Origin of the sequence: Sphingopyxis sp. USTB-05 (genome assembly GCF_023822045.1) — a bacterium.
GTDB lineage: Bacteria > Pseudomonadota > Alphaproteobacteria > Sphingomonadales > Sphingomonadaceae > Sphingopyxis.
Genome location: NZ_CP084712.1, coordinates 662,488 through 680,626, shown reverse-complemented (window position 1 = coordinate 680,626; position 18,139 = coordinate 662,488). Strand labels below are relative to the sequence as shown.

The 18,139-nt window shown below is 63.7% G+C and carries 20 protein-coding genes; 12 read left to right on the top strand and 8 right to left on the bottom strand.

What is annotated here, in order from left to right:
- Window positions 1-24: 24 nt before the first annotated feature.
- Entirely contained in the window at window positions 25-474 is a 450-nt protein-coding gene (locus KEC45_RS02945; RefSeq protein WP_062184425.1) for a globin domain-containing protein, read from the top strand.
- Window positions 475-1,017: 543 nt separating this feature from the next.
- On the opposite strand, the gene KEC45_RS02940 is transcribed toward KEC45_RS02945, so the two are convergent.
- From KEC45_RS02940 to KEC45_RS02925, 4 genes are read right to left on the bottom strand one after another with little or no spacing between them, the layout of a single operon-like run.
- Entirely contained in the window at window positions 1,018-2,289 is a 1,272-nt protein-coding gene (locus KEC45_RS02940) for a cyclopropane-fatty-acyl-phospholipid synthase family protein (RefSeq protein WP_062184428.1), read from the bottom strand.
- Window positions 2,290-2,327: 38 nt separating this feature from the next.
- The gene (locus tag KEC45_RS02935) at window positions 2,328-3,107 is read right to left on the bottom strand and encodes a molybdopterin-binding protein (protein WP_062184431.1); all 780 of its coding nucleotides are present in this window, start codon (window positions 3,105-3,107) and stop codon (window positions 2,328-2,330) included.
- Complete coding sequence (locus KEC45_RS02930) at window positions 3,104-3,952, bottom strand: cytochrome b/b6 domain-containing protein (RefSeq protein WP_062184434.1); 849 nt, start codon at window positions 3,950-3,952, stop codon at window positions 3,104-3,106. The genes KEC45_RS02935 and KEC45_RS02930 overlap by 4 nt, the downstream gene beginning before the upstream one ends.
- 30 nt (window positions 3,953-3,982) lie before the next feature.
- Entirely contained in the window at window positions 3,983-5,689 is a 1,707-nt protein-coding gene (locus tag KEC45_RS02925) for a class I adenylate-forming enzyme family protein (RefSeq protein WP_062184436.1), read from the bottom strand.
- Between the two features lie 77 nt (window positions 5,690-5,766).
- Between KEC45_RS02925 and lgt the strand changes: the two genes are divergently transcribed.
- From lgt to KEC45_RS02895, 6 genes are all read left to right on the top strand, one after another.
- Entirely contained in the window at window positions 5,767-6,642 is an 876-nt protein-coding gene (gene lgt / locus KEC45_RS02920) for a prolipoprotein diacylglyceryl transferase (RefSeq protein ID WP_252171475.1), read from the top strand.
- Window positions 6,635-7,699 carry a class I SAM-dependent methyltransferase gene (locus KEC45_RS02915; protein WP_238586737.1) on the top strand — a complete coding sequence of 355 codons (1,065 nt, stop codon included), beginning with the start codon at window positions 6,635-6,637 and terminating at the stop codon, window positions 7,697-7,699. Before lgt ends, KEC45_RS02915 begins: the two co-directional genes overlap by 8 nt.
- Window positions 7,696-8,214 carry a GNAT family N-acetyltransferase gene (locus KEC45_RS02910; RefSeq protein ID WP_062184453.1) on the top strand — a complete coding sequence of 173 codons (519 nt, stop codon included), beginning with the start codon at window positions 7,696-7,698 and terminating at the stop codon, window positions 8,212-8,214. The genes KEC45_RS02915 and KEC45_RS02910 overlap by 4 nt, the downstream gene beginning before the upstream one ends.
- Entirely contained in the window at window positions 8,211-8,972 is a 762-nt protein-coding gene (pgeF, locus tag KEC45_RS02905) for a peptidoglycan editing factor PgeF (protein ID WP_062184456.1), read from the top strand. The genes KEC45_RS02910 and pgeF overlap by 4 nt, the downstream gene beginning before the upstream one ends.
- 107 nt (window positions 8,973-9,079) lie before the next feature.
- Window positions 9,080-10,363: an MFS transporter gene (locus KEC45_RS02900; RefSeq protein ID WP_062184459.1), complete on the top strand. Its 1,284-nt coding sequence runs from the start codon at window positions 9,080-9,082 to the stop codon at window positions 10,361-10,363.
- A 79-nt stretch (window positions 10,364-10,442) separates the two neighbouring features.
- Complete coding sequence (locus tag KEC45_RS02895) at window positions 10,443-11,735, top strand: cystathionine gamma-synthase family protein (protein ID WP_062184462.1); 1,293 nt, start codon at window positions 10,443-10,445, stop codon at window positions 11,733-11,735.
- Between the two features lie 164 nt (window positions 11,736-11,899).
- On the opposite strand, the gene KEC45_RS02890 is transcribed toward KEC45_RS02895, so the two are convergent.
- Window positions 11,900-12,619, bottom strand: a complete 720-nt coding sequence (locus KEC45_RS02890; RefSeq protein ID WP_083435944.1) for an HAD family phosphatase — start codon at window positions 12,617-12,619, stop codon at window positions 11,900-11,902.
- Window positions 12,620-12,721: 102 nt separating this feature from the next.
- Between KEC45_RS02890 and KEC45_RS02885 the strand changes: the two genes are divergently transcribed.
- The 5 genes from KEC45_RS02885 (at window position 12,722) to KEC45_RS02865 (ending at window position 16,700) form a co-directional block, all read left to right on the top strand.
- The gene (locus tag KEC45_RS02885) at window positions 12,722-13,828 is read left to right on the top strand and encodes an ABC transporter permease (RefSeq protein ID WP_252171474.1); all 1,107 of its coding nucleotides are present in this window, start codon (window positions 12,722-12,724) and stop codon (window positions 13,826-13,828) included.
- Complete coding sequence (locus KEC45_RS02880; RefSeq protein ID WP_238586738.1) at window positions 13,828-14,682, top strand: ABC transporter ATP-binding protein; 855 nt, start codon at window positions 13,828-13,830, stop codon at window positions 14,680-14,682. Before KEC45_RS02885 ends, KEC45_RS02880 begins: the two co-directional genes overlap by 1 nt.
- Window positions 14,683-14,691: 9 nt before the next feature.
- The gene (locus KEC45_RS02875) at window positions 14,692-15,633 is read left to right on the top strand and encodes an MlaD family protein (protein ID WP_062184466.1); all 942 of its coding nucleotides are present in this window, start codon (window positions 14,692-14,694) and stop codon (window positions 15,631-15,633) included.
- Window positions 15,634-15,644: 11 nt separating this feature from the next.
- Window positions 15,645-16,244 carry an ABC-type transport auxiliary lipoprotein family protein gene (locus KEC45_RS02870; RefSeq protein WP_062186787.1) on the top strand — a complete coding sequence of 200 codons (600 nt, stop codon included), beginning with the start codon at window positions 15,645-15,647 and terminating at the stop codon, window positions 16,242-16,244.
- 135 nt (window positions 16,245-16,379) lie between these two features.
- On the top strand, window positions 16,380-16,700 hold the full coding sequence (locus KEC45_RS02865; protein ID WP_062184469.1) for a multidrug efflux SMR transporter: 321 nt from the start codon (window positions 16,380-16,382) through the stop codon (window positions 16,698-16,700).
- A gap of 424 nt (window positions 16,701-17,124) precedes the next feature.
- Here KEC45_RS02865 and grxD read toward each other — a convergent pair whose 3' ends face one another.
- From grxD to KEC45_RS02850, 3 genes are read right to left on the bottom strand one after another with little or no spacing between them, the layout of a single operon-like run.
- A complete protein-coding gene (gene grxD, locus KEC45_RS02860; RefSeq protein ID WP_062184472.1) occupies window positions 17,125-17,457 on the bottom strand; it encodes a Grx4 family monothiol glutaredoxin in 333 nt (110 codons plus the stop codon).
- Window positions 17,458-17,504: 47 nt separating this feature from the next.
- Entirely contained in the window at window positions 17,505-17,738 is a 234-nt protein-coding gene (locus KEC45_RS02855; RefSeq protein WP_037514674.1) for a BolA/IbaG family iron-sulfur metabolism protein, read from the bottom strand.
- 10 nt (window positions 17,739-17,748) lie between these two features.
- Window positions 17,749-18,075, bottom strand: a complete 327-nt coding sequence (locus KEC45_RS02850; protein WP_062184478.1) for a DUF1476 domain-containing protein — start codon at window positions 18,073-18,075, stop codon at window positions 17,749-17,751.
- Window positions 18,076-18,139: the final 64 nt, after the last annotated feature.

Sequence of the window (18,139 nt, the reverse complement as noted above, 5' to 3'; positions counted from 1 at the left end):
CGCCTAGCCCAAGGACAGAATATAATGCGCACCGCTTCCGCTCACGCCATGGCCATCGTCAAGGCCACCGCCCCCGCGCTCGAAAAGCATGGTCTTGCGATCACCACCGCGATGTACGCCCGATTGTTCGAGAATAAGGATATCGAGGCGATGTTCGACCGCGCCGCGCAGACGAGCGGCGAGCAGCCGAAACGGCTTGCGGCGGCGATCCTCGCCTATGCAAAGAATATCGACAAGCTGCAGAATCTGGGGCCGGCGGTGTCGCGCATGGTCGCGCGCCATGTCGATACCGGCGTGAAGGCGGAGCATTACCCCCATGTCGCCAATGCCCTGCTCCCCGCCATCCGCGACGTACTGGGCGCAGAGATCGCGACCGACGAGGTGCTCGCGGCGTGGGGCGAAGCCTATTGGATGCTCGCCGACATACTGATCGCGGCGGAAGCGCAGGCATATGAGGATGCAGAGGCGGCGTGAAGGTGGCGGGTATGGAGCGGAAGCGGCCCTCTCTACCCTCGTCACCCCGGGCTTGACCCGGGGTCCCGCTATTTCGTGAAGCGTGCCGGTGCCTTCAAAAAGCGGGATCCCGGGTCAAGCCCGGGATGACGGGAATAGGGACGGGATGTCCGCTGACCACCCCAAAAAGAACATCGCCTTCAAATAGGTCTTTCCTACATTATCCGGCCGTGCCAGCCTTCACCCGGCTCTTTGAAATTATTGGACAAGGACGGTTGCTACCCGGACGGCGGCGGGGGCAGCGTGGACCGCGCGCAGCACGTCGCGAGGGTCCGATCGAGGAACGCGACAGGGCTGAACTTTACTGAACTTTGGACCGTCATCCCCGACCCGTCGAAGAGCGCCGCTATGACGAATGGCAGGAATCGACCGTTCATTGCGTCACCCCGGACTGATCCGGGGTCCCGCTATCTCGGGACGCGTGCGGTTGCATCAAAAAGCGGGATCCCGGATCAAGTCCGGGATGACGACAGGCTGGACGAACGAACGCCCGCTCCCCCGCCCCTAAACCGACGTCCGCTCGCTCTCCACATCCCGATGCTGAAGATATCGCCGCTCCGCCTCGGCCAGATAGTCGCGCGTCAGCGGCAGCGCGTGGCGGCTGCGTGCGAACTGGATCTGGTAATTGCCCATCCCGCCGCTCTCGAATGCCGCGGTCGCGCCGGCGAGGTAGAAGCACCACATGCGGAAAAAGCGCGTGCCCATCATCGCGACAATTTCTGCTTCATGTGCCAGCGTCCGCGCATACCATTGACGCAAAGTCAGTGCATAATGCAGCCGCAGCGTCTCGATATCGGTCGCGATCAAGCGGCTCTTCTCGCTCGCCGCCAGCGTCTCGCTGAGCGCCGGGATATAGCCGCCGGGAAAGATATATTTGCGCGTGAAAGCGTCGGTCGATCCCGGCTTGCCAAAGCGGCCGATCGTGTGGATCAGCATCACGCCGTCGGCGGTCATCAGATTGGCGGCGGCGCGAAAGAAAGTCTCGAAATTGGCGGCTCCGACATGTTCGAACATGCCGACGGACACGATGCGGTCGAAGCGCCCCGGCTCGCGCGCGGCAAGATCGCGATAGTCGATGAGTTCGAATTGTACGCGATCGGCGACCCCCGCCGCCTCGGCACGCTGCCGGGCAAGCGCGAGCTGCTCTTCGGATAGGGTGATGCCCAGCACCTCGACCTGCTCAAGCTTCGCGAGCGTGATCGCCATCCCGCCCCAGCCGCAGCCGATGTCGAGAATGCGCTGCCCCGGCGCCAGTGCGAGCTTTGCCGCGATATGCGCCTTCTTCGCGACCTGCGCCTCCTCCAGCGTCATGTCCGGGCGTGACCAGTAGGCGCAGCTATATTGCATGTCTTCGTCGAGGAAGAGCCGATAGAGGTCGTTGCCGATATCGTAGTGATGCTTGACGTTGGCGCGCGACTGGCGCTGGCGATTGATCGATCCGATCCGCGTCTTCACCCATTCGGCGCGCCGACCGAGCCAGGTCTTGTCGTGCAGCTTGGCGCCGCGGTCCCAGGGCGTGTTCGAACGGAACAGCGCGACGAGTTCCATGATGTCGCCTTCGACCAGTTCCATCTCGCCGTCCATGAACGCCTCGGCGGCGCCGATGCGCGGGTCGAGAATGATGCGGCGCATTCCCTTTCGGCTCGTGAAGCGGATCGTGACGTTCGGAAAGCCCGGCGCAGGTTCGCCATATTCCTCGCGCGCGCCATCGGGCGCGATGACGGAGAGCCGCCCCTGATGAATAATCCGGGAGAGAAACGGACGCAGAATGGACATTTTAAGAAACGAACCTCCACCTCGAAAAAAGGTTCCTGTCAGATTCCCGCATACCATTCATAATCGATGCGATCTTCCCAATAGCCGCCCTTGCCCGCGCCGATTCCGTCGAGGCTGGCGACCGCCTCGATCGCGTTCACATATTTGGCGTGCTTGTAGCCAAGCTGACGCTCGATCCTGAGGCGCAGCGGCGCGCCGTTCGCGATCGGCAATATCTTGTCATTGAGCGCCCACGCCATGATCGTCTGCGGGTGGAGCGCGTCGACCATGTCGCAGCTTTCATAATAGAGCGCGTCGCCAAGCCGGTCGGCGCAGCGGAAGACGATATAGCGCGCGCTGTCTTTCACGCCGGCAGCGGCAAGGATATCGCGCAGTCGCGGGCCGGTCCATTGTCCGATCGCGCTCCACCCCTCGACGCAGTCATGGCGCGTGATCTGCGTGCGCCCTGGCATCGCACGGATATCTGCCATCGACAGCGACAGCGGCTTTGCGACAAGTCCCGTCACTTTGACGCGCCAGTCGGCAAAGCCGCTCGCCGCATGCGCGGAATAGTCGGCCCCCGCAGGCAGGCGCGTGCCGTTGGGCCGGAAATAGGGTGACAGGTCGGCCCGGCCATATTCGCGCGCAAGCGCGTTCCTGTCGATCAATGCACGCTGGCTGGCGCGGTTCATTTCCTCGCCCATCGACAATATCTTGCGCACTGCAGGCGCGTCGTTGATCGCATCGCAGCCTGACAGCAAAGGCAAGGCGCCCGCAGCGGCGACCAATCCGCCGGCGCGCGCGATCAACTGGCGGCGCGGGAGGATGATCCCGCTCATGCGCCCGCGTTCCGCTCGGGCGGCAGGCGGAACCAGCCGGTGATCATCGAGCGCAGCTCGTTCATGGGACCCGCAAGCAGCACCATGGCGATATGGACGAGGAAGAAGAAGACGAGTGCCCAGGCGGTGATGAAATGGATCGAGCGCGCCGATTGACGGCCGCCGAACAGGTCGAGCAGCCACGGCCAGGCGGCGTTCATGCCGGGCGACATGGTAAGGCCGGTCGCGATCATCAGCGGCAGCGCGACGAAGATCACGCCGATGTAACTGAACTTTTGCAGGACACCGTATCGCGCCGCCGCCTGCCCACGCGGAAAGCGCAAACGCGCATGATCTTTCACGTCCTGCCAGATATGGCGCGGCGACCATTCGGCCGCGCGGACATGCAGGTCCTTGCGCAAATGCCCGCCGAGCAGCGTCCACAGCATGTAGAGCGTCAGGCCGATCGACAATATCCACGCGAACAGCAGATGCCAGCGCCGCCCGTCGGCAAGGCTATAGCTGGTCGGGATCGTCGCCCAGCCGGGAAAGGCCCAGGTCCGCGACTGCCCTTGCGCATCGGTCCAGCGGCCGAGCACGCCCGTCGTTTCGACCCGATAGTCGCCGATGCGCAGATAACCGCTGTCCGCCGTCGAACCGATCACCAGCCACGCGCGGTCGAAGTTCGCACCATATTCGCCCCAATAGAGGCGCGGGTGTGCATTGAAGATCATCAGCCCGCTCATCAACAGGACGAGCAAGGTGACGGCATTGACCCAATGCCAGATACGCACCGGCAGCCGGTGGCGATAGACGCGCACCGGCACCGATTTTTCGGGAGCGACGGGAGTTTCAGCCTCGGCCATGATCCCGGTTCGCTCCTTTGCCGCTTTCGGTTACGCAACAGCCTTCGCGGCATATTCCTCGCGATAGCGGTTGCGCAAGCTGACCTTGTCGATCTTTTCGCTGCCGAGCTTGGGCAACGCGTCGTTCGACATCCAAATCTGGCATGGCACCTTATAGGGAGCGAGCCGTGCGCTGAGGAAGGCGACCAGATCGTCGGCGGTCACATTGCTGCCGGGCTTTGTCCAAACGACCGCACCGACGCATTCGCCCAGCCGCTCGTCGGGCAGACCGAACACCGCGCATTCGTTGACCTCGGCATGCTCGTAAATCGCGGCCTCGACTTCCTGACAGCTTATATTCTCACCGCCGCGGATGATGATGTCCTTCTTGCGGTCGACGATGAACAGATAGCCGTCCTCGTCGAGATAACCGAGGTCGCCCGAGCGGAAATAGCCATTGTCGAAGAAGGCCGCCTTGGTCGCGGCTTCATTGTTCCAATAGCCCTCGAAATTGCACACCGAGCGGATGCAGACTTCGCCGACGCTGCCCTGCGCGAGCGGTTCGCCATTGTCGTCGAGGATCGCAAGGTCGACGAGCGGCTTCGACGCGGGGCCGGTCGACATCGGCTTCGCGACATAATTTTCGTTGATGATGCCGCAGCCGACCGCGTTGGTTTCGGTGAGGCCATAGCCGAGCAGGGGCTTGGCCTCGCCCATCTCCGTCGCAAGGCGGCGCACATGCTCTGGCGGGCGCGGCGCGCCGCCGCCAGCGTAGCTTTTGCACGTCGACAGATCGTAATTCTTGCGGTTCGGACTGGTGAGAATTTCATAGCTCATCAGCGGAACGCCGACGAAATAATTGCACTTCTCGTCCTGGATCAGCCGCATCGCCTCGTCGGCGTTCCACTTGGGCATCAGCACGAGTTTGCGTCCCAAGGCGAAGCTTTGCAGGAACACCGGGATTTCGGCGGTGACGTGAAACAGCGGCGTGCAGATCAGCGTCGCGGGCTGGATGTCCGACATCTGCCCATCTTCGGTTAGCAGATGGACGATGCTTGCGGTCTGGGTGACATAGTTGAAGATCGCCTGCACCACCGCCTCGTGGCGCGAATAGGCGCCCTTCGACTGGCCGGTCGAGCCCGAGGTAAAGAGGATCGTCGCGAGGTCCTGCCCCGTCAGCGTGGGCAGCACGGTCGCCGCGCTGCCGCCCGCGCCGGTGATCGGCGCGACCGCCAGATCGATCGGCTGCGTTAGGTCGAGGGTAATGACCTTCGCACCATGTTCGACCTCTTCGAGCCGTGCGGCGCGCTGGACGTCGGCAATGACGAGCTTCGCTTCGCTATCGAGGATGCCCGCAGCGAGTTCGCCCCCCTGCCACCAGCCGTTGAGCAGCGTAGCGCAGCCGCCCGCCATCAGGATACCGATGTAGGAAACACACCACGCATTGGCGTTGCGCATCGCAAGCCCGACGCGGTCGCCGCGCTGGACGCCATGGCCCTCGACCAGCCCCGCCGCGACCTGCCGCGCCGCCATATAGACCTGCTTGAACGACAGCCGCTCGTCGCCTTCGACAAGGAAAGTGCCATCGCCATGCTGCGCAGCAAAAAACGCAACATAGTCGGCAAGGTTGGTCGGTGCGGTGGTGATGAAGGGAAGCTGGTGGCCGAAGCGTTCGACGGACCCGACCTGGATCGGTCCGCCCGGACCGGTGATCAGATTATAGGCGGCTTCCAGGCGCAAATCGAGCGCTGATGGCATCTTTCATCTCTCCTCTTGGTCTCGCTCGCCATACCCCTTATGGGGAGGCCTCTCCTGGGGAAGGACAGCGCGACTATATGTTTCTTTTTGCAACCTTAGCCGAAGCAACGCAATATGTGAACTTTCACGATCTGATGGGTGAGAATTCAGAGATCGCGTTCAGCGTCTTCGGCCTGCCGATCCGCTGGTATGCCCTGGCCTATCTCGCCGGAATCTTCGTCGGTTACTGGTATTTGCTGAAGCTGATCGCGCAGCCTGGCGCCCCGATGGCGCGGCGCCATGCCGACGACATGATCTTCTATGCGATGCTCGGGATCATCCTCGGCGGGCGGCTCGGCTATGTGCTCTTCTACAACCTCGGCAACTATATCGAGAAGCCGCTCGAGATCTTCAAACTGTGGGACGGCGGCATGTCGCTCCATGGCGGCGTGATCGGCGTGCTGATCGCGATCTGGTATGTGACGCGCAAGGAAAAGCTGAGCTTTCTGCGCTTTTGCGATTATGTCGCGTGCGTCGTGCCCTTCGGCCTTTTCTTCGGCCGCCTCGCCAATTTCGTGAATGGCGAACTGTGGGGCCGTGCGACGACCGTGCCATGGGCGATCATCTTTCCGGGCAGCGGTACGATGGACCCCCGCCACCCGAGCCAGCTTTATGAAGCCGGGCTCGAAGGGATCGTGATGATGGCGATCCTAGCCTTCTTCTTCTGGCGCACCGATGCGCGCTACAAGCCCGGTTTCCTCTTTGGCACGGCGGCGATCATCTATGGGCTCAGCCGCTTTGCGGTCGAGTTCGTGCGCGAACCCGACGTGCAGCTCGGCACGCTGTCGTGGGGCCTCACGATGGGCCAGACGCTTACCGTGCCGATGCTGCTTGTCGGCTTCTGGCTCGTCGCCACCGCGAAGGGCCGCCGCAAGCGGATCGAACCGGTGGCCGGGCTCGACAGCGTTGCGTGACGGCCCACCGACGCCCGACGAGTTGATAAGCGAAATCGCGGCGGCGCGGCCCACGACGGTCGCCGACTATATGGCGGCGGCAAACGGCCATTATTATGCGACGCGCGACCCGCTGGGCGCAGCAGGCGATTTCACCACGGCACCCGAAATCAGCCAGATGTTCGGTGAGATGGTTGGTATCTGGGTCGCAGACCTCTGGTCGCGCGCGGGCGGCCCGGCGTTTCATTACGTCGAGCTGGGCCCGGGCCGCGGCACGCTCGCCGCCGATGCGCTGCGGACGATGGCGCGCTTTGGCTGCACACCAGCCGGCATCGACCTGGTCGAGACAAGCCCGACGCTGCGGGCGGCGCAGCTCGCGCGCCTGCCCGCAGCGGAGCATCACGACGAGGTCGACGCGCTGCCCGACGACGTGCCGCTGATCATCGTCGCGAACGAGTTTTTCGACGCGCTGCCGATCCATCAATATATCCGCACGATCGACGGCTGGCGCGAGCGCATGGTCGAACGCCAGGGCGGCGTGCTGGTGCCCGTTGCGGGCGACACACCCGCCGACGACGCCGTACCGGCTTCGCTACGGAACGCGCCCCAGGACACGGTTGTCGAAACAACGCCCGTCTCGGCCGCGATCTTGCAGCGCTGCGCCTTTCGTCTTGCGCGGCAAGGCGGCGCGATGCTCGCGATCGACTATGGCTATGCCGGCCCCGCCGCAGGCGACACGTTGCAGGCAGTGAAGGCGCATCGCTTCGCCTCTCCCTTCGCCGATCCCGGTGAGGCCGACCTGACCGCACATGTCGATTTCACCGCGCTCGCCACGGCCGCACAAAATGCGGGCGTGTCCGTGAGCCCGCTGACGACGCAGGGCGACTGGCTGCGGCGGATCGGCATCGACGCGCGGCTGCAATCGCTCGCTGCGGCTGCGCCGAACCGCGCCGAGGAACTGAAGGGCCAGCGCGACCGCCTCGTCGAGCCGCGCCAGATGGGCGACTTGTTCAAGGTGATGGCCTTTTCCGCACCGGACTGGCCCGCCCCCGCAGGATTTATAGGAGACGCAGCATGACCGCCATCGAACTGGCAAAACCCGGAGATGCGGAGGCCATCGCGGCTTTCGCCAACGGGTCGTTCACTCATACTTTCGGGCATATCTATGATCCCGCCGACCTCTCCACCTTCCTTGCAGGCTGGAACCCGCCCGACCGCGTGCGCGCGCAAATCGCGAGCGATGATCATGACATCGCGCTGGTTCGCGGCGAATCCGGCGCGATCCTCGGCTATATCAAGATGGGGCCGGTCGATTTCGAACTGCCCGAGGAGCAACCGACGGGCGATGCGGTCGAACTGCACCAACTTTATGTCGCCGAAGCCGCGAAGGGCACGGGCGTCGCCGTCGCATTGATGGAATGGGGCATCGCCTGGGCGCGCGAGCGGGCATCGATCCTTTACCTCACGGTCTTCACCGAGAATGACCGCGCGCAGGCCTTTTACCGTCGCTACGGTTTCTACGACGTCGGGCGCAACGCGTTTCGCGTCGGCAATCATATCGACGAGGACCGTTTCTTCAGGCTCGATCTGTGAGCACGCCCTTCGTTACAGCCGCGCCGTTGGACGGTCTCGCGCATGGCTTCTTTGGCCGCCGCGGCGGGGTGTCGACGGGCGAACTCGCCTCGCTCAATTGCGGTCTCGGTTCTGGCGACGATCCCGCGCTGATCGCCGAGAACAGGCGGCGCGTGGCCGATGCGGTGCTTCCCGGCGCGAAGCTGACCGGCCTCTATCAGGTCCACGGCAATCGCTGCGTGATCGTCGACGGCCACACCGATCTTGACGCGCGGCCCGAGGCCGATGCGCTGGCGACGCGCACGCCGGGCATAGTGCTCGGCATATTGACCGCCGACTGCGTGCCCGTCCTCTTCGCCGACCGCGAGGCCGGGGTCGTCGGCGCGGCGCATGCGGGGTGGAAGGGCGCGATTGCGGGCGTCACCGATGCCACGCTGGAGGCGATGGAAAGCCTCGGCGCCAATCGCGCCGATATCGCCGTCGCAATCGGCCCGTGCATCGCCCGCGCTTCCTATGAGGTCGACGAGGGTTTCGTGCAGCGCTTCGTCGAGGACGATCCCGCGAACGAGCGCTTTTTCGCCGCCGGCAAGCCCGGCCATGCGATGTTCGACATCGCCGCCTATGTCGCCGCGCGGCTCGCGGCAGCGGGCGTGACCCGAATTGCCATCGGCGGACAGGACACCTATGCCGAGGCCGACGACTATTTCAGCTATCGCCGCGCGTGCCATAAGGGCGAGAACAGCTATGGCCGCCAATTGTCGGTGATCGGATTGCGCTAAAGATTTCATCCATCGTCACCCCGGACTTGATCCGGGGTCCCGCTTCCACGAAGAAAGCGGGATGCCGGGTCCAGCCCGGCATGACGAAATAAGGGGGACGGGACGGGATGAAGGCACTCGCGATACCGCGCAAACGGTTGGTTTCGATTGTCGGCGGTTCGATGGGCAATCTGGTCGAATGGTACGACTGGTTCGCTTATGCCGCCTTCGCCATCTATTTCGCTCCGGTCTTTTTCCCGCAGGCTGACCCCACCGCACAGCTTCTGAACTCCGCCGCCATCTTTGCCGTCGGCTTCGTCATGCGCCCGATCGGCGCGTGGGTGATGGGCCGCTTCGCCGACACGCGCGGGCGCAAGGCTGGGCTGTCGCTGTCGGTGGCACTGATGTTCAGCGGGTCGATGCTGATCGCGATCGCGCCGACCTATGCCGTTGCGGGCCTGCTCGGGCCGGCGACATTGCTCGTCGCGCGAATGCTGCAAGGCCTGTCGCTCGGCGGTGAATATGGCGCGAGCGCGACCTACTTGTCCGAAATGGCACCCAAGGAGAATCGCGGCTTCTGGGCGAGCTTCCAATATATGACGCTCTGCGGCGGCCAGCTTTGCGCGATATTCGTCGCGGTGGTGCTGCAATTCTTCCTGACCGAGGCCGAACTCACCGCATGGGGTTGGCGCATCCCGTTCGTTATCGGCGCGCTGCTCGCGCTCGGTGTTTATGTCCTCCGCCGCAATCTGGCCGAAACGCCGTCGTTCGAAAACCAGGCGGTCGACCGGCCCGTCTCGACCGCCAAGCTGCTGTGGAAAGAGCATCGCCGCGAAAGCATCCTCGTCGGCATGTTGTCGGCGGGCGGCGGGCTCGCGGCTTACACCTATACCAGTTACATGCAGAAATTCCTGTTCAACACCGTCGGTTTCGACAAGGCCACCGCGACCTATATCATCGCCGCCGCGCTGCTGTGGTTCACCGCGATGCAGCCGGTTTTCGGGGCGCTGGCAGATAAGTTCGGGCGCAAACCGATGCTGCTGCTGTTCGGGATCGGCGGCGCGATCGTCGCGGTGCCGACCTTCATGACGCTGGAGACCGTCACCTCGCCGATCGTCGCCACGCTGCTCATCATGATCCCGCTCACGCTGCAAAGCGGCTACAGCGCGAATAATGCGCTGGTGAAGGCCGAGCTGTTTCCCGCGCATATCCGAGGCCTCGGCGTCGCGCTGCCCTATGCGATCGGCAATGCGATGTTTGCGGGCACGCTCGAAATCGTCGCGCTGGCGCTCAAGGATGCCGGCATCGAACGCGTCTTTTATTTCTATGTTGCCGCGGTGATCGCGATGGCCGGGGTCGCGACGCTGTTGCTTCCCGAGACGAAAGAGCGCAGCCTGATCGTCGAGGATTAGGGTCGGCACGCCGCGCAATATAGTTTCAAACGAAACCGGCGTGCTATAGAGGGCTCCGACACCTCAAGGAGCATCCCCCATGGCCATGCGCGGCAAACCCAAGACAAACACCAAGAAAATCGGCGATCGCGATCTCAGCCCCGCCACGCTGATGATGGGACTCGGCTATGACCCCGTGCTGTCCGAAGGCTCGTTGAAGCCGCCGATCTTCCTGACCTCGACCTTCGCTTTCGAAAGCGCCGCCGCAGGCAAGCGCTTCTTCGAACATATCACCGGCAAGCGTGAAGGACCCGCCGACGGCCTCGTCTATTCGCGCTTCAACGGTCCGAACCAGGAAATCCTCGAGGATCGCCTCGCGGTCTGGGACGGCGCCGACGACAGCCTCGTCTTTTCGAGCGGCATGTCGGCAATCGCGACTCTGCTCCTCGCGCTCGTCGGCCAGAATGATGTGATCGTCCACTCGGGCCCGCTCTATGCGGCGACCGAGACGCTGATCGCGCGCATCCTGTCGCGATTCGGCGTCAGCTTCCTCGACTTTCCCGCCGGCGCGACGCGCGAGGAGATTGACGACATTCTCGCTCGCGCCCAGACGCTCGCCGATGAAAAGGGCGGCAAGGTCGCGCTCGTTTATCTCGAAAGCCCGGCGAATCCTACGAACGCGCTGGTCGATGTCGAGGCCGTCCGCGCCGCGCGCGACGCCGCCTTCCCCTGCGAGCAGAAGCCGCCGATCGCCATCGACAACACCTTCCTCGGCCCGCTCTGGCAAAAGCCGATCCGTCAGGGCGCCGAACTCGTCGTCTACAGCCTCACCAAATATGCCGGCGGCCATTCGGATCTCGTCGCGGGCGGCGTGTCGGGCGACCAGAAGTTGCTCAACATCATCCGTCCGATGCGCAACACGATCGGCACGATCTGCGACCCCAACACCGCATGGATGCTGCTGCGCAGCCTCGAAACGCTCGAACTGCGCATGAGCCGTGCGGGCGAGAATGCCCTGAAGGTCTGCACTTTCCTGCGGGATCACCCGAAGGTCGAGGGGCTCGGCTATCTCGGCTTCATCCAGGATGCGCGCCAGAAGGACATCTTTGACCGCCACTGCACCGGCGCCGGATCGACCTTCTCGCTGTTCATCAAGGGCGGTGAGGAAGAGAGTTTCCGTTTCCTCGACGCGCTGAAGATCGCCAAGCTCGCGGTCAGCCTCGGCGGCACAGAGACGCTGGCGAGCCACCCCGCCGCGATGACCCATTTGTCGGTTCCGCCGGAGCGCAAGAAGGCTCTCGGCATCACCGACAATCTGGTACGCGTGTCGATCGGCATCGAAGATCCCGACGATCTTATCGCCGATTTCGCGCAGGCATTGGACGCGGTTTAACGACCGCCATCGTCTTAAAGCCACAAAAGCCCCGCATCGGCGGGTCGAAATTGTGTCCTTTGCGGCTTTAAGGCGATCCTCAGGATGTTGGCAGAAACGGCCATCGCGGATCGGTGTCGGCGTCATTCCACGACGCTAATGCGCCGCGATTTTGCCGGACAGCGCTATTTGCGGGCGCGCCAGTCGACGACCTGCCAGCCCATTTGCGGGGCGAGCAGTTTCAGCTTGCGCGACGGCGTCGTCGCGACCGCCTCGTCAGCGAAGTGCAGCATCGGATGGTCGGAGACATGGTCCGAATAGGCGCGGACATGCGCCGCCTCGCGCGTGATCTCGTTCGCGGCAAGCCAGTCCGATATGCGCGCGAACTTCGCCTCGCCATAGCAATTGTCGCCCGCCAGACGCGCGTGAATATGGTCGGCGCCGTCGGGTTCGTCGAGCTGCGTCGCGAGCACATCGTCGATCCCGAGCCGCCGCGCGATGGCGTCGACATAGAGGTGAAAGGACGCCGTCGCGAGCAGCAAACGATACCCGGCCTCGCGGTCGGCGGCGATCTGCTGGAGCGCGGCGGAGTGCAGTCCGCGCGTGACGACCTTGTCGGCGTAGCTTTCGGCGAGCGGGGCGATTTCGGTGCGGCGAAAGCGTTTGCCGACGAGCAGTCGAAGGTTGATCGCCTTCAGTCGCGAGCGGTCGATCAGACGCAGCGAATAGGCCGCGCCGGCCAGCCCGACGAGCGGCAGAAGCAGGAGACGCCATTGCTGGCGACGCCGCGCGACATGCATGAGAAATCCACTGTAAGTCCCTGAACGCGTTATCGTCCGGTCCATGTCGTACATCGCGACGCGGTGGGCATAGTCGGGGGTCGGCGTGGCCAGCGGATCTTCCATCCCTCACCCATAGTATGGGCCCATATCGGGGCCAAGGCCTGACAAGCTGAACCATGGATTCACTTGCCGTGCCGGGGCAAATAAGCCAGTGTCCTCCGCACGATGGTGGCTAGGGCTGATTTCGAACATAGCGACGGTGCCGATGGCGCCGAAGTTCGCTTCACCGGCCGTCTGACGCTCGCGCGTTTGGGTGACGTTCCCGCACGGCTGGATGCACTCGGGCCGATCGCGACGCTCGACCTCTCGCCACTCGAAAGGATCGACACCGTCGGCGCGTGGATCGTCACGCGCACGGTCAACGAACATGGCTCGAAAGTCGTCGGGGCGAGCCCCGAGGCGCAGCGCCTGCTCGAAGCGCTCGCCACCGACAAGAGCGAGTATCGCGTCCACCGCGACCGCCGCCCGGCGTGGGCGCGGATGTTGGAGCAGGTTGGCACCGCCAGCGTCGCGATCTGGCACGAACTGCTCGGCATCGTCGGATTCTTCGGCGCGATGATTGTCGCGCTCGGTACCCAGATTCGAGCGCGCCGCCGCCTGCGCTGGAATGCCGTCGTCACGCGATTCCAGACCGTCGGCGTCGACGCGCTGCCGATCATCGGGCTGATGAGCTTCCTGATCGGCATCGTCATCGCGCAGCAGGGCGCGGTCCAGCTTGAGCAATTCGGGCTTGAGGTGTTCACGATCAACCTGGTCGGGCGCGCATCGATCCGCGAACTTGGGCTGTTGATGACCGCGATCATGGTCGCGGGCCGCTCAGGATCTGCCTTCGCCGCGCAAATCGGGACGATGAAGCTGACCGAAGAGGTCGATGCGATGCGCACGATCGGCGTGTCGCCAATGGAGGCGATCGTGCTGCCGCGCGTCGCCGCGTCGACGATCACCATGCCTTTGCTCGGTTTCTACGCCAGCCTGTGCGCGATCGCCGGCGGCGGCGCCTTTGTCTGGGTCGGGCTCGACATCCCGCCGCTCACCTATATCCAGCGGCTGCGCGAAATCATTCCGATGACCGATTTCTACATCATGCTGATCAAGGCGCCGGTGTTCGGCATATTGATCGGCGTCACCGGCTGTTACGAAGGCATGCAGGTGCGCCAGAATGCCGAGGAAGTCGGTCAGCGTACGACATCGGCGGTGGTCGCCGCGATCTTCCTCGTCATCGTCCTCGACGCGATGTTCGCCGTCTTCTTCTCTTCGCTGGGATGGAATTGATGAGCGAAGAAGTCGAACAGGAGATCAAGGAAGAGCTTGCCGCGGCCGACGCGGTGCGGCCCGAAAAGTTCGAAACGGCCATTTGTATTCGCGGGCTGAAGAACCAGTTCGGCGATGCCGTGGTTCACGAGGATCTCGACCTCGACGTCCGGTCGGGTGAGATTCTGGGTGTCGTCGGCGGATCTGGCACCGGCAAGTCGGTGCTGATGCGCTCGATCATCGGCCTTCAAACCCCGACCGCGGGCGAGATTGAGGTCTATGGCAAAACGCTCGACACGATCGCCAACGAAGAGGAATCGCGCGACCTGCGCCGGCGCTGGGGCGTGATGTTCCAGGGCGGCGCGCTCTTTTCGACGCTGAGCGTGGCTGAAAATATTCAGGTTCCCCTGCGCGAATATTATCCGCGGCTCGACCAAAGGCTGCTCGACGAAATCGCCGCATACAAGGTCGCGATGGTCGGGCTGCCCCCCGACGCCGGCCCGAAATACCCGGCCGAACTGTCGGGCGGGATGGTGAAGCGTGCCGGGCTCGCGCGCGCGCTGGCGCTCGATCCCGCGCTGCTGTTTCTCGACGAGCCGACGGCGGGGCTCGACCCGATCGGCGCGGCGAAGTTCGACGAGCTTATTCGCGAGCTCGCGGACACGATGGGCCTGACGGTCTTTCTCATCACGCACGACCTCGATTCGCTTTATGCGACCTGCGACCGCGTCGCGGTTCTGGCCGAAAAGAAGGTGATCGCGGTCGGCACGATCCCGGAACTGCTTGCCACCGAGCATCCGTGGATACAGGATTATTTCAACGGGCCCCGGGGCCGCGCTGCGGCGGGCGGGAACCAAACCGCGAAGCGGCGATAGGAAAAGCTGATGGAAACTCGCTCAAACAACGTCCTCGTCGGCGCTTTCGTCCTCTTCTTCACCGCGGCGCTCGCCTTTTTCGTCGTCTGGCTGGCGAACGACAGCGGCGGCACCAAGCGCGAATATGACATATTCTTCAAACAGTCGGTCGACGGACTGAACAAGGGAGCGCAGGTGCAATTTTCCGGCGTTCCCGCGGGTCAGGTGCGCGAAATCGCGCTATGGCCCGACGACCCGCAGTTCGTGCGCGTGCGTATCGAGGTCAATGAAGGCGTTCCGATCCTGCAAGGCACGACCGCCGCGCTCGAGGGCGTCGGCTTCACCGGCGTCTCGCAAATCTCGCTGGACGGTGCGGTCAAGGGCGCGCCTGCGATCGCCGACAAGGGGCCCGCGGGCAAACCCGTCATCCCGACGCGCGTCGGCGGTCTTGGCGAACTGCTCAACACCGCGCCGCAATTGCTCCAGCGCCTGTCGACGCTGAGCGAACGCCTTGCCGAGCTTGCCGACGACGAAAATCAGGCTAGCCTCCGCGGCATCCTCAAAAATGTCGAGGCGTCGACCGCAATCCTCGCGCGCAATGGTCCGGCGATCGAACGGGCGCTGGCCGACACGCGCATTGCGATCCAGCAGACCGGCAATGCCGCTGAACAGATCGGTAATCTTGCCGCGTCGGCGCAGGGCACGATCGACCGCAATGTCGATCCCGCGATGGCGAACCTGCGCGATACGCTGAAGTCCGCAAACGCATCGATGGCGACGCTGGAAAGCGCGATTTCGGACGCGCGTCCCGGCCTCAAGACCTTCAGCGAAACGACGATTCCCGAAGCCAATGCGCTGATCCGCGATCTGCGTCGCACCTCCGCCTCGCTGTCGAGCCTGACCGACAAGCTCGACCAGCAGGGCGCCGGCGCGGTTATCGGCGGCAGCAAGCTGCCCGACTATAAAGAATGAGGACCGACACCATGATCCGCCGCCTCCGCGCTCCGCTGCTGCTCGCCATTGCCGCCGTCTCCTTGTCGGGTTGCATCGGCCTTGGCGGCAAGACCCCGCCCTTCCTCCTCTCGCTCGACGCCGACGCGGCGCCGAGCGCAGGCGGCGCGCGCACCGCAGCCGAAGCCGCGACGCTGACGATCCTGATCCCGACCGCACCCCAAAAGCTGCGCACGACGCGCATTCCCGTGCAGCAGGACGGTGCGAGCGTCACTTATGTGAAGGACGCGCAGTGGGTCGAAGCCCCCTCGCGCCTGTTCCAGCGGCTGGTGTCCGAAACGGTGTCGGCGCGCACGTCTCGCGTCGTGCTCGACGAAGGGCAATATCTGACGGCGCCGGGCGAACAACTCGCGGGGCAGTTGATGGAGTTCGGCGTCGATGCCGCGACCAACGAAGTCGTCGTCGTCTATCAGGCGATGCTGGTGTCGGCAGGCGGCAAGACGGTGACGCAGCGCCGTTTCGAAGCCCGCGAAGCGATCGGCGGCAAGGTCGAGGCGAAACCCGTCGGCGAGGCGCTGACGCGCGCCGCGAACAAGGTCGCGGTCGAGGTGACGGGCTGGATCGGCGGATAACGCCCCAGCGCATTGCCATTTCGCGCGGCCGCCGTTAGAGGGCGCCGCACTATATCGCCTGTTCCTGCGCAGCCTCTTCCGGGTTTCCGGCTGCGCCCTTTCCTTTCGAGCCCGCTGACTTGAAAGGATCATGCCATGGCGTGGGTCATCCTCGCGATCGCCGTCGTTACCGAAATCATCTGGGCGCTCAGCCTTAAATGGGCTGCGACGCTCGGAACCTGGCAGGCATCAGTCGTGCCGATCTCGCTCAGCTTTTTGAACATGGCGCTCCTTGCGTTCGCAATGCGGGGCATTTCGGCGGGAACCGCCTATGCAATCTGGACCGGCCTTGGCGCGGTCGGTGTTATCATCGGCGGGATATTGTTGTTCGACGAGAAAGTGAACCCGGTCCAGATCGGCTTCATGACGCTGATCGTCATCGGCGTCGCGGGAACCAAGCTGTTCTCCGCCAATTGACCGAGGGTGTGAAGGCAGCCTGCGGCGTTAAGGCGACAAAAGATACGGACGTACGTGTCCGAAATGTCTCCTTTGTCGCTTTAAGGCGATGACGGGCGCGGAGTGTCGAAGGGGTGCTCTGCAGGGTAATCGATGCGGTCATCCACGAGGGTAGATCATCGCCCGATATATTAGGAAAGCAGTTTTTGTCCGGCGAGATTCTGGCCGGAATCGACCGGGAGCGGCCCTCTCCCTATCGTCACCCCGGACTTGATCCGGGGTCCCGCTTGAGGTCCAAGCCGCTCGATGCGAAGAAGCGGGATCCCGGGTCAAGCCCGGGATGACGGAAGTGGGGGACGGGATGTCCGCTCACCACCCCAAAGCAGACAAAAAGCCCGCCGGAGCCAATGCTCCGGCGGGCTTTTATATTCGGCGGATACGCGGCTTATTCGGCGCGCGCGGGAATTCCGGTCATCAATGTGTGAAGCTCGCCCGCTTCCCACATTTCCATCATGATATCGCTGCCGCCGATGAATTCGCCCTTCACATAGAGCTGGGGGATCGTCGGCCAGTCCGAAAACTCCTTGATGCCCTGGCGGACTTCCATGTCCTGCAGCACATCGACCGTTTCATATTCAACTCCGAGCCGGTCAAGCATCGCGATCGCGCGCGAGGAAAAGCCGCACTGCGGGAAAAGCGGTGTGCCCTTCATGAAGAGCAGCACAGGGTTGTCGGCAACCAGCTTGCCAATGCGGTCGTGGGTGGTGGGGTCGGTCATAGTCAGTCTCCGGTGGCGTCAAGCGCCGCAAATTTCGTGTCAGCCCCTTATGAGGGGATGGCGGTCGTCAATTGCAAGGCATGAAGTTCGCCGCCCATGCGCCCGCCGAGCGCCGCATAGACCGCCTTGTGCTGTGCGACGCGCGTCATCCCGCGAAAGGATTCGCTGACGACATGCGCGGCATAATGGTCGTTGTCACCCGCAAGATCGGTAATCGCGACCTCCGCATCGGGAAATGCCGCGACGATCATCGCCCGCAAATCATCCTCGCGCATACCCATCGGAACGGCCTCAGTTCTGGCTGTCGATGAACTGGCGGCGCGCCTCGGCGGTCTTGTCGTTCAGCACCGAACGGATTTCGGCATCGCTGATCTCGACATTTGCCGCGGTCAGGTCGCCCGCAAGCTTGCGGATGACGTCCTCGTCGCCCGCTTCCTCGAAATCGGCCTGCACGACCGCCTTGGCATAGGCGTCGGTTTCCTCCGGGGTCAGCCCCATGCGCGCGGCCGCCCATTCGCCGACCAGCCGGTTGCGGCGGGCGGTGATGCGGAACTGCACTTCCTGGTCGCGTGCAAATTGGGCCTCGAAGGCGCGTTCACGATCGTCGAATCCGCTCATTTTTTCCTCGTCCGAATGGAGTGTCCCCCTGCAGATAGGTCGCGCGCCCCCCCGGCGCAAGCCG

What these genes read in the sequence shown, in the direction of transcription:
- KEC45_RS02945 (WP_062184425.1), top strand. Translation starts at nt 25, where the DNA reads ATGCGCACCGCTTCCGCTCACGCCATGGCCATCGTCAAGGCCACCGCC.
- KEC45_RS02940 (WP_062184428.1), bottom strand. Translation starts at nt 2,289, where the DNA reads ATGTCCATTCTGCGTCCGTTTCTCTCCCGGATTATTCATCAGGGGCGG.
- KEC45_RS02935 (WP_062184431.1), bottom strand. Translation starts at nt 3,107, where the DNA reads ATGAGCGGGATCATCCTCCCGCGCCGCCAGTTGATCGCGCGCGCCGGC.
- KEC45_RS02930 (WP_062184434.1), bottom strand. Translation starts at nt 3,952, where the DNA reads ATGGCCGAGGCTGAAACTCCCGTCGCTCCCGAAAAATCGGTGCCGGTG.
- KEC45_RS02925 (WP_062184436.1), bottom strand. Translation starts at nt 5,689, where the DNA reads ATGCCATCAGCGCTCGATTTGCGCCTGGAAGCCGCCTATAATCTGATC.
- lgt (WP_252171475.1), top strand. Translation starts at nt 5,767, where the DNA reads ATGTTTCTTTTTGCAACCTTAGCCGAAGCAACGCAATATGTGAACTTT.
- KEC45_RS02910 (WP_062184453.1), top strand. Translation starts at nt 7,696, where the DNA reads ATGACCGCCATCGAACTGGCAAAACCCGGAGATGCGGAGGCCATCGCG.
- KEC45_RS02900 (WP_062184459.1), top strand. Translation starts at nt 9,080, where the DNA reads ATGAAGGCACTCGCGATACCGCGCAAACGGTTGGTTTCGATTGTCGGC.
- KEC45_RS02895 (WP_062184462.1), top strand. Translation starts at nt 10,443, where the DNA reads ATGGCCATGCGCGGCAAACCCAAGACAAACACCAAGAAAATCGGCGAT.
- KEC45_RS02890 (WP_083435944.1), bottom strand. Translation starts at nt 12,619, where the DNA reads ATGGAAGATCCGCTGGCCACGCCGACCCCCGACTATGCCCACCGCGTC.
- KEC45_RS02885 (WP_252171474.1), top strand. Translation starts at nt 12,722, where the DNA reads ATGGTGGCTAGGGCTGATTTCGAACATAGCGACGGTGCCGATGGCGCC.
- KEC45_RS02880 (WP_238586738.1), top strand. Translation starts at nt 13,828, where the DNA reads ATGAGCGAAGAAGTCGAACAGGAGATCAAGGAAGAGCTTGCCGCGGCC.
- KEC45_RS02875 (WP_062184466.1), top strand. Translation starts at nt 14,692, where the DNA reads ATGGAAACTCGCTCAAACAACGTCCTCGTCGGCGCTTTCGTCCTCTTC.
- KEC45_RS02870 (WP_062186787.1), top strand. Translation starts at nt 15,645, where the DNA reads ATGATCCGCCGCCTCCGCGCTCCGCTGCTGCTCGCCATTGCCGCCGTC.
- KEC45_RS02865 (WP_062184469.1), top strand. Translation starts at nt 16,380, where the DNA reads ATGGCGTGGGTCATCCTCGCGATCGCCGTCGTTACCGAAATCATCTGG.
- grxD (WP_062184472.1), bottom strand. Translation starts at nt 17,457, where the DNA reads ATGACCGACCCCACCACCCACGACCGCATTGGCAAGCTGGTTGCCGAC.
- KEC45_RS02855 (WP_037514674.1), bottom strand. Translation starts at nt 17,738, where the DNA reads ATGGGTATGCGCGAGGATGATTTGCGGGCGATGATCGTCGCGGCATTT.
- KEC45_RS02850 (WP_062184478.1), bottom strand. Translation starts at nt 18,075, where the DNA reads ATGAGCGGATTCGACGATCGTGAACGCGCCTTCGAGGCCCAATTTGCA.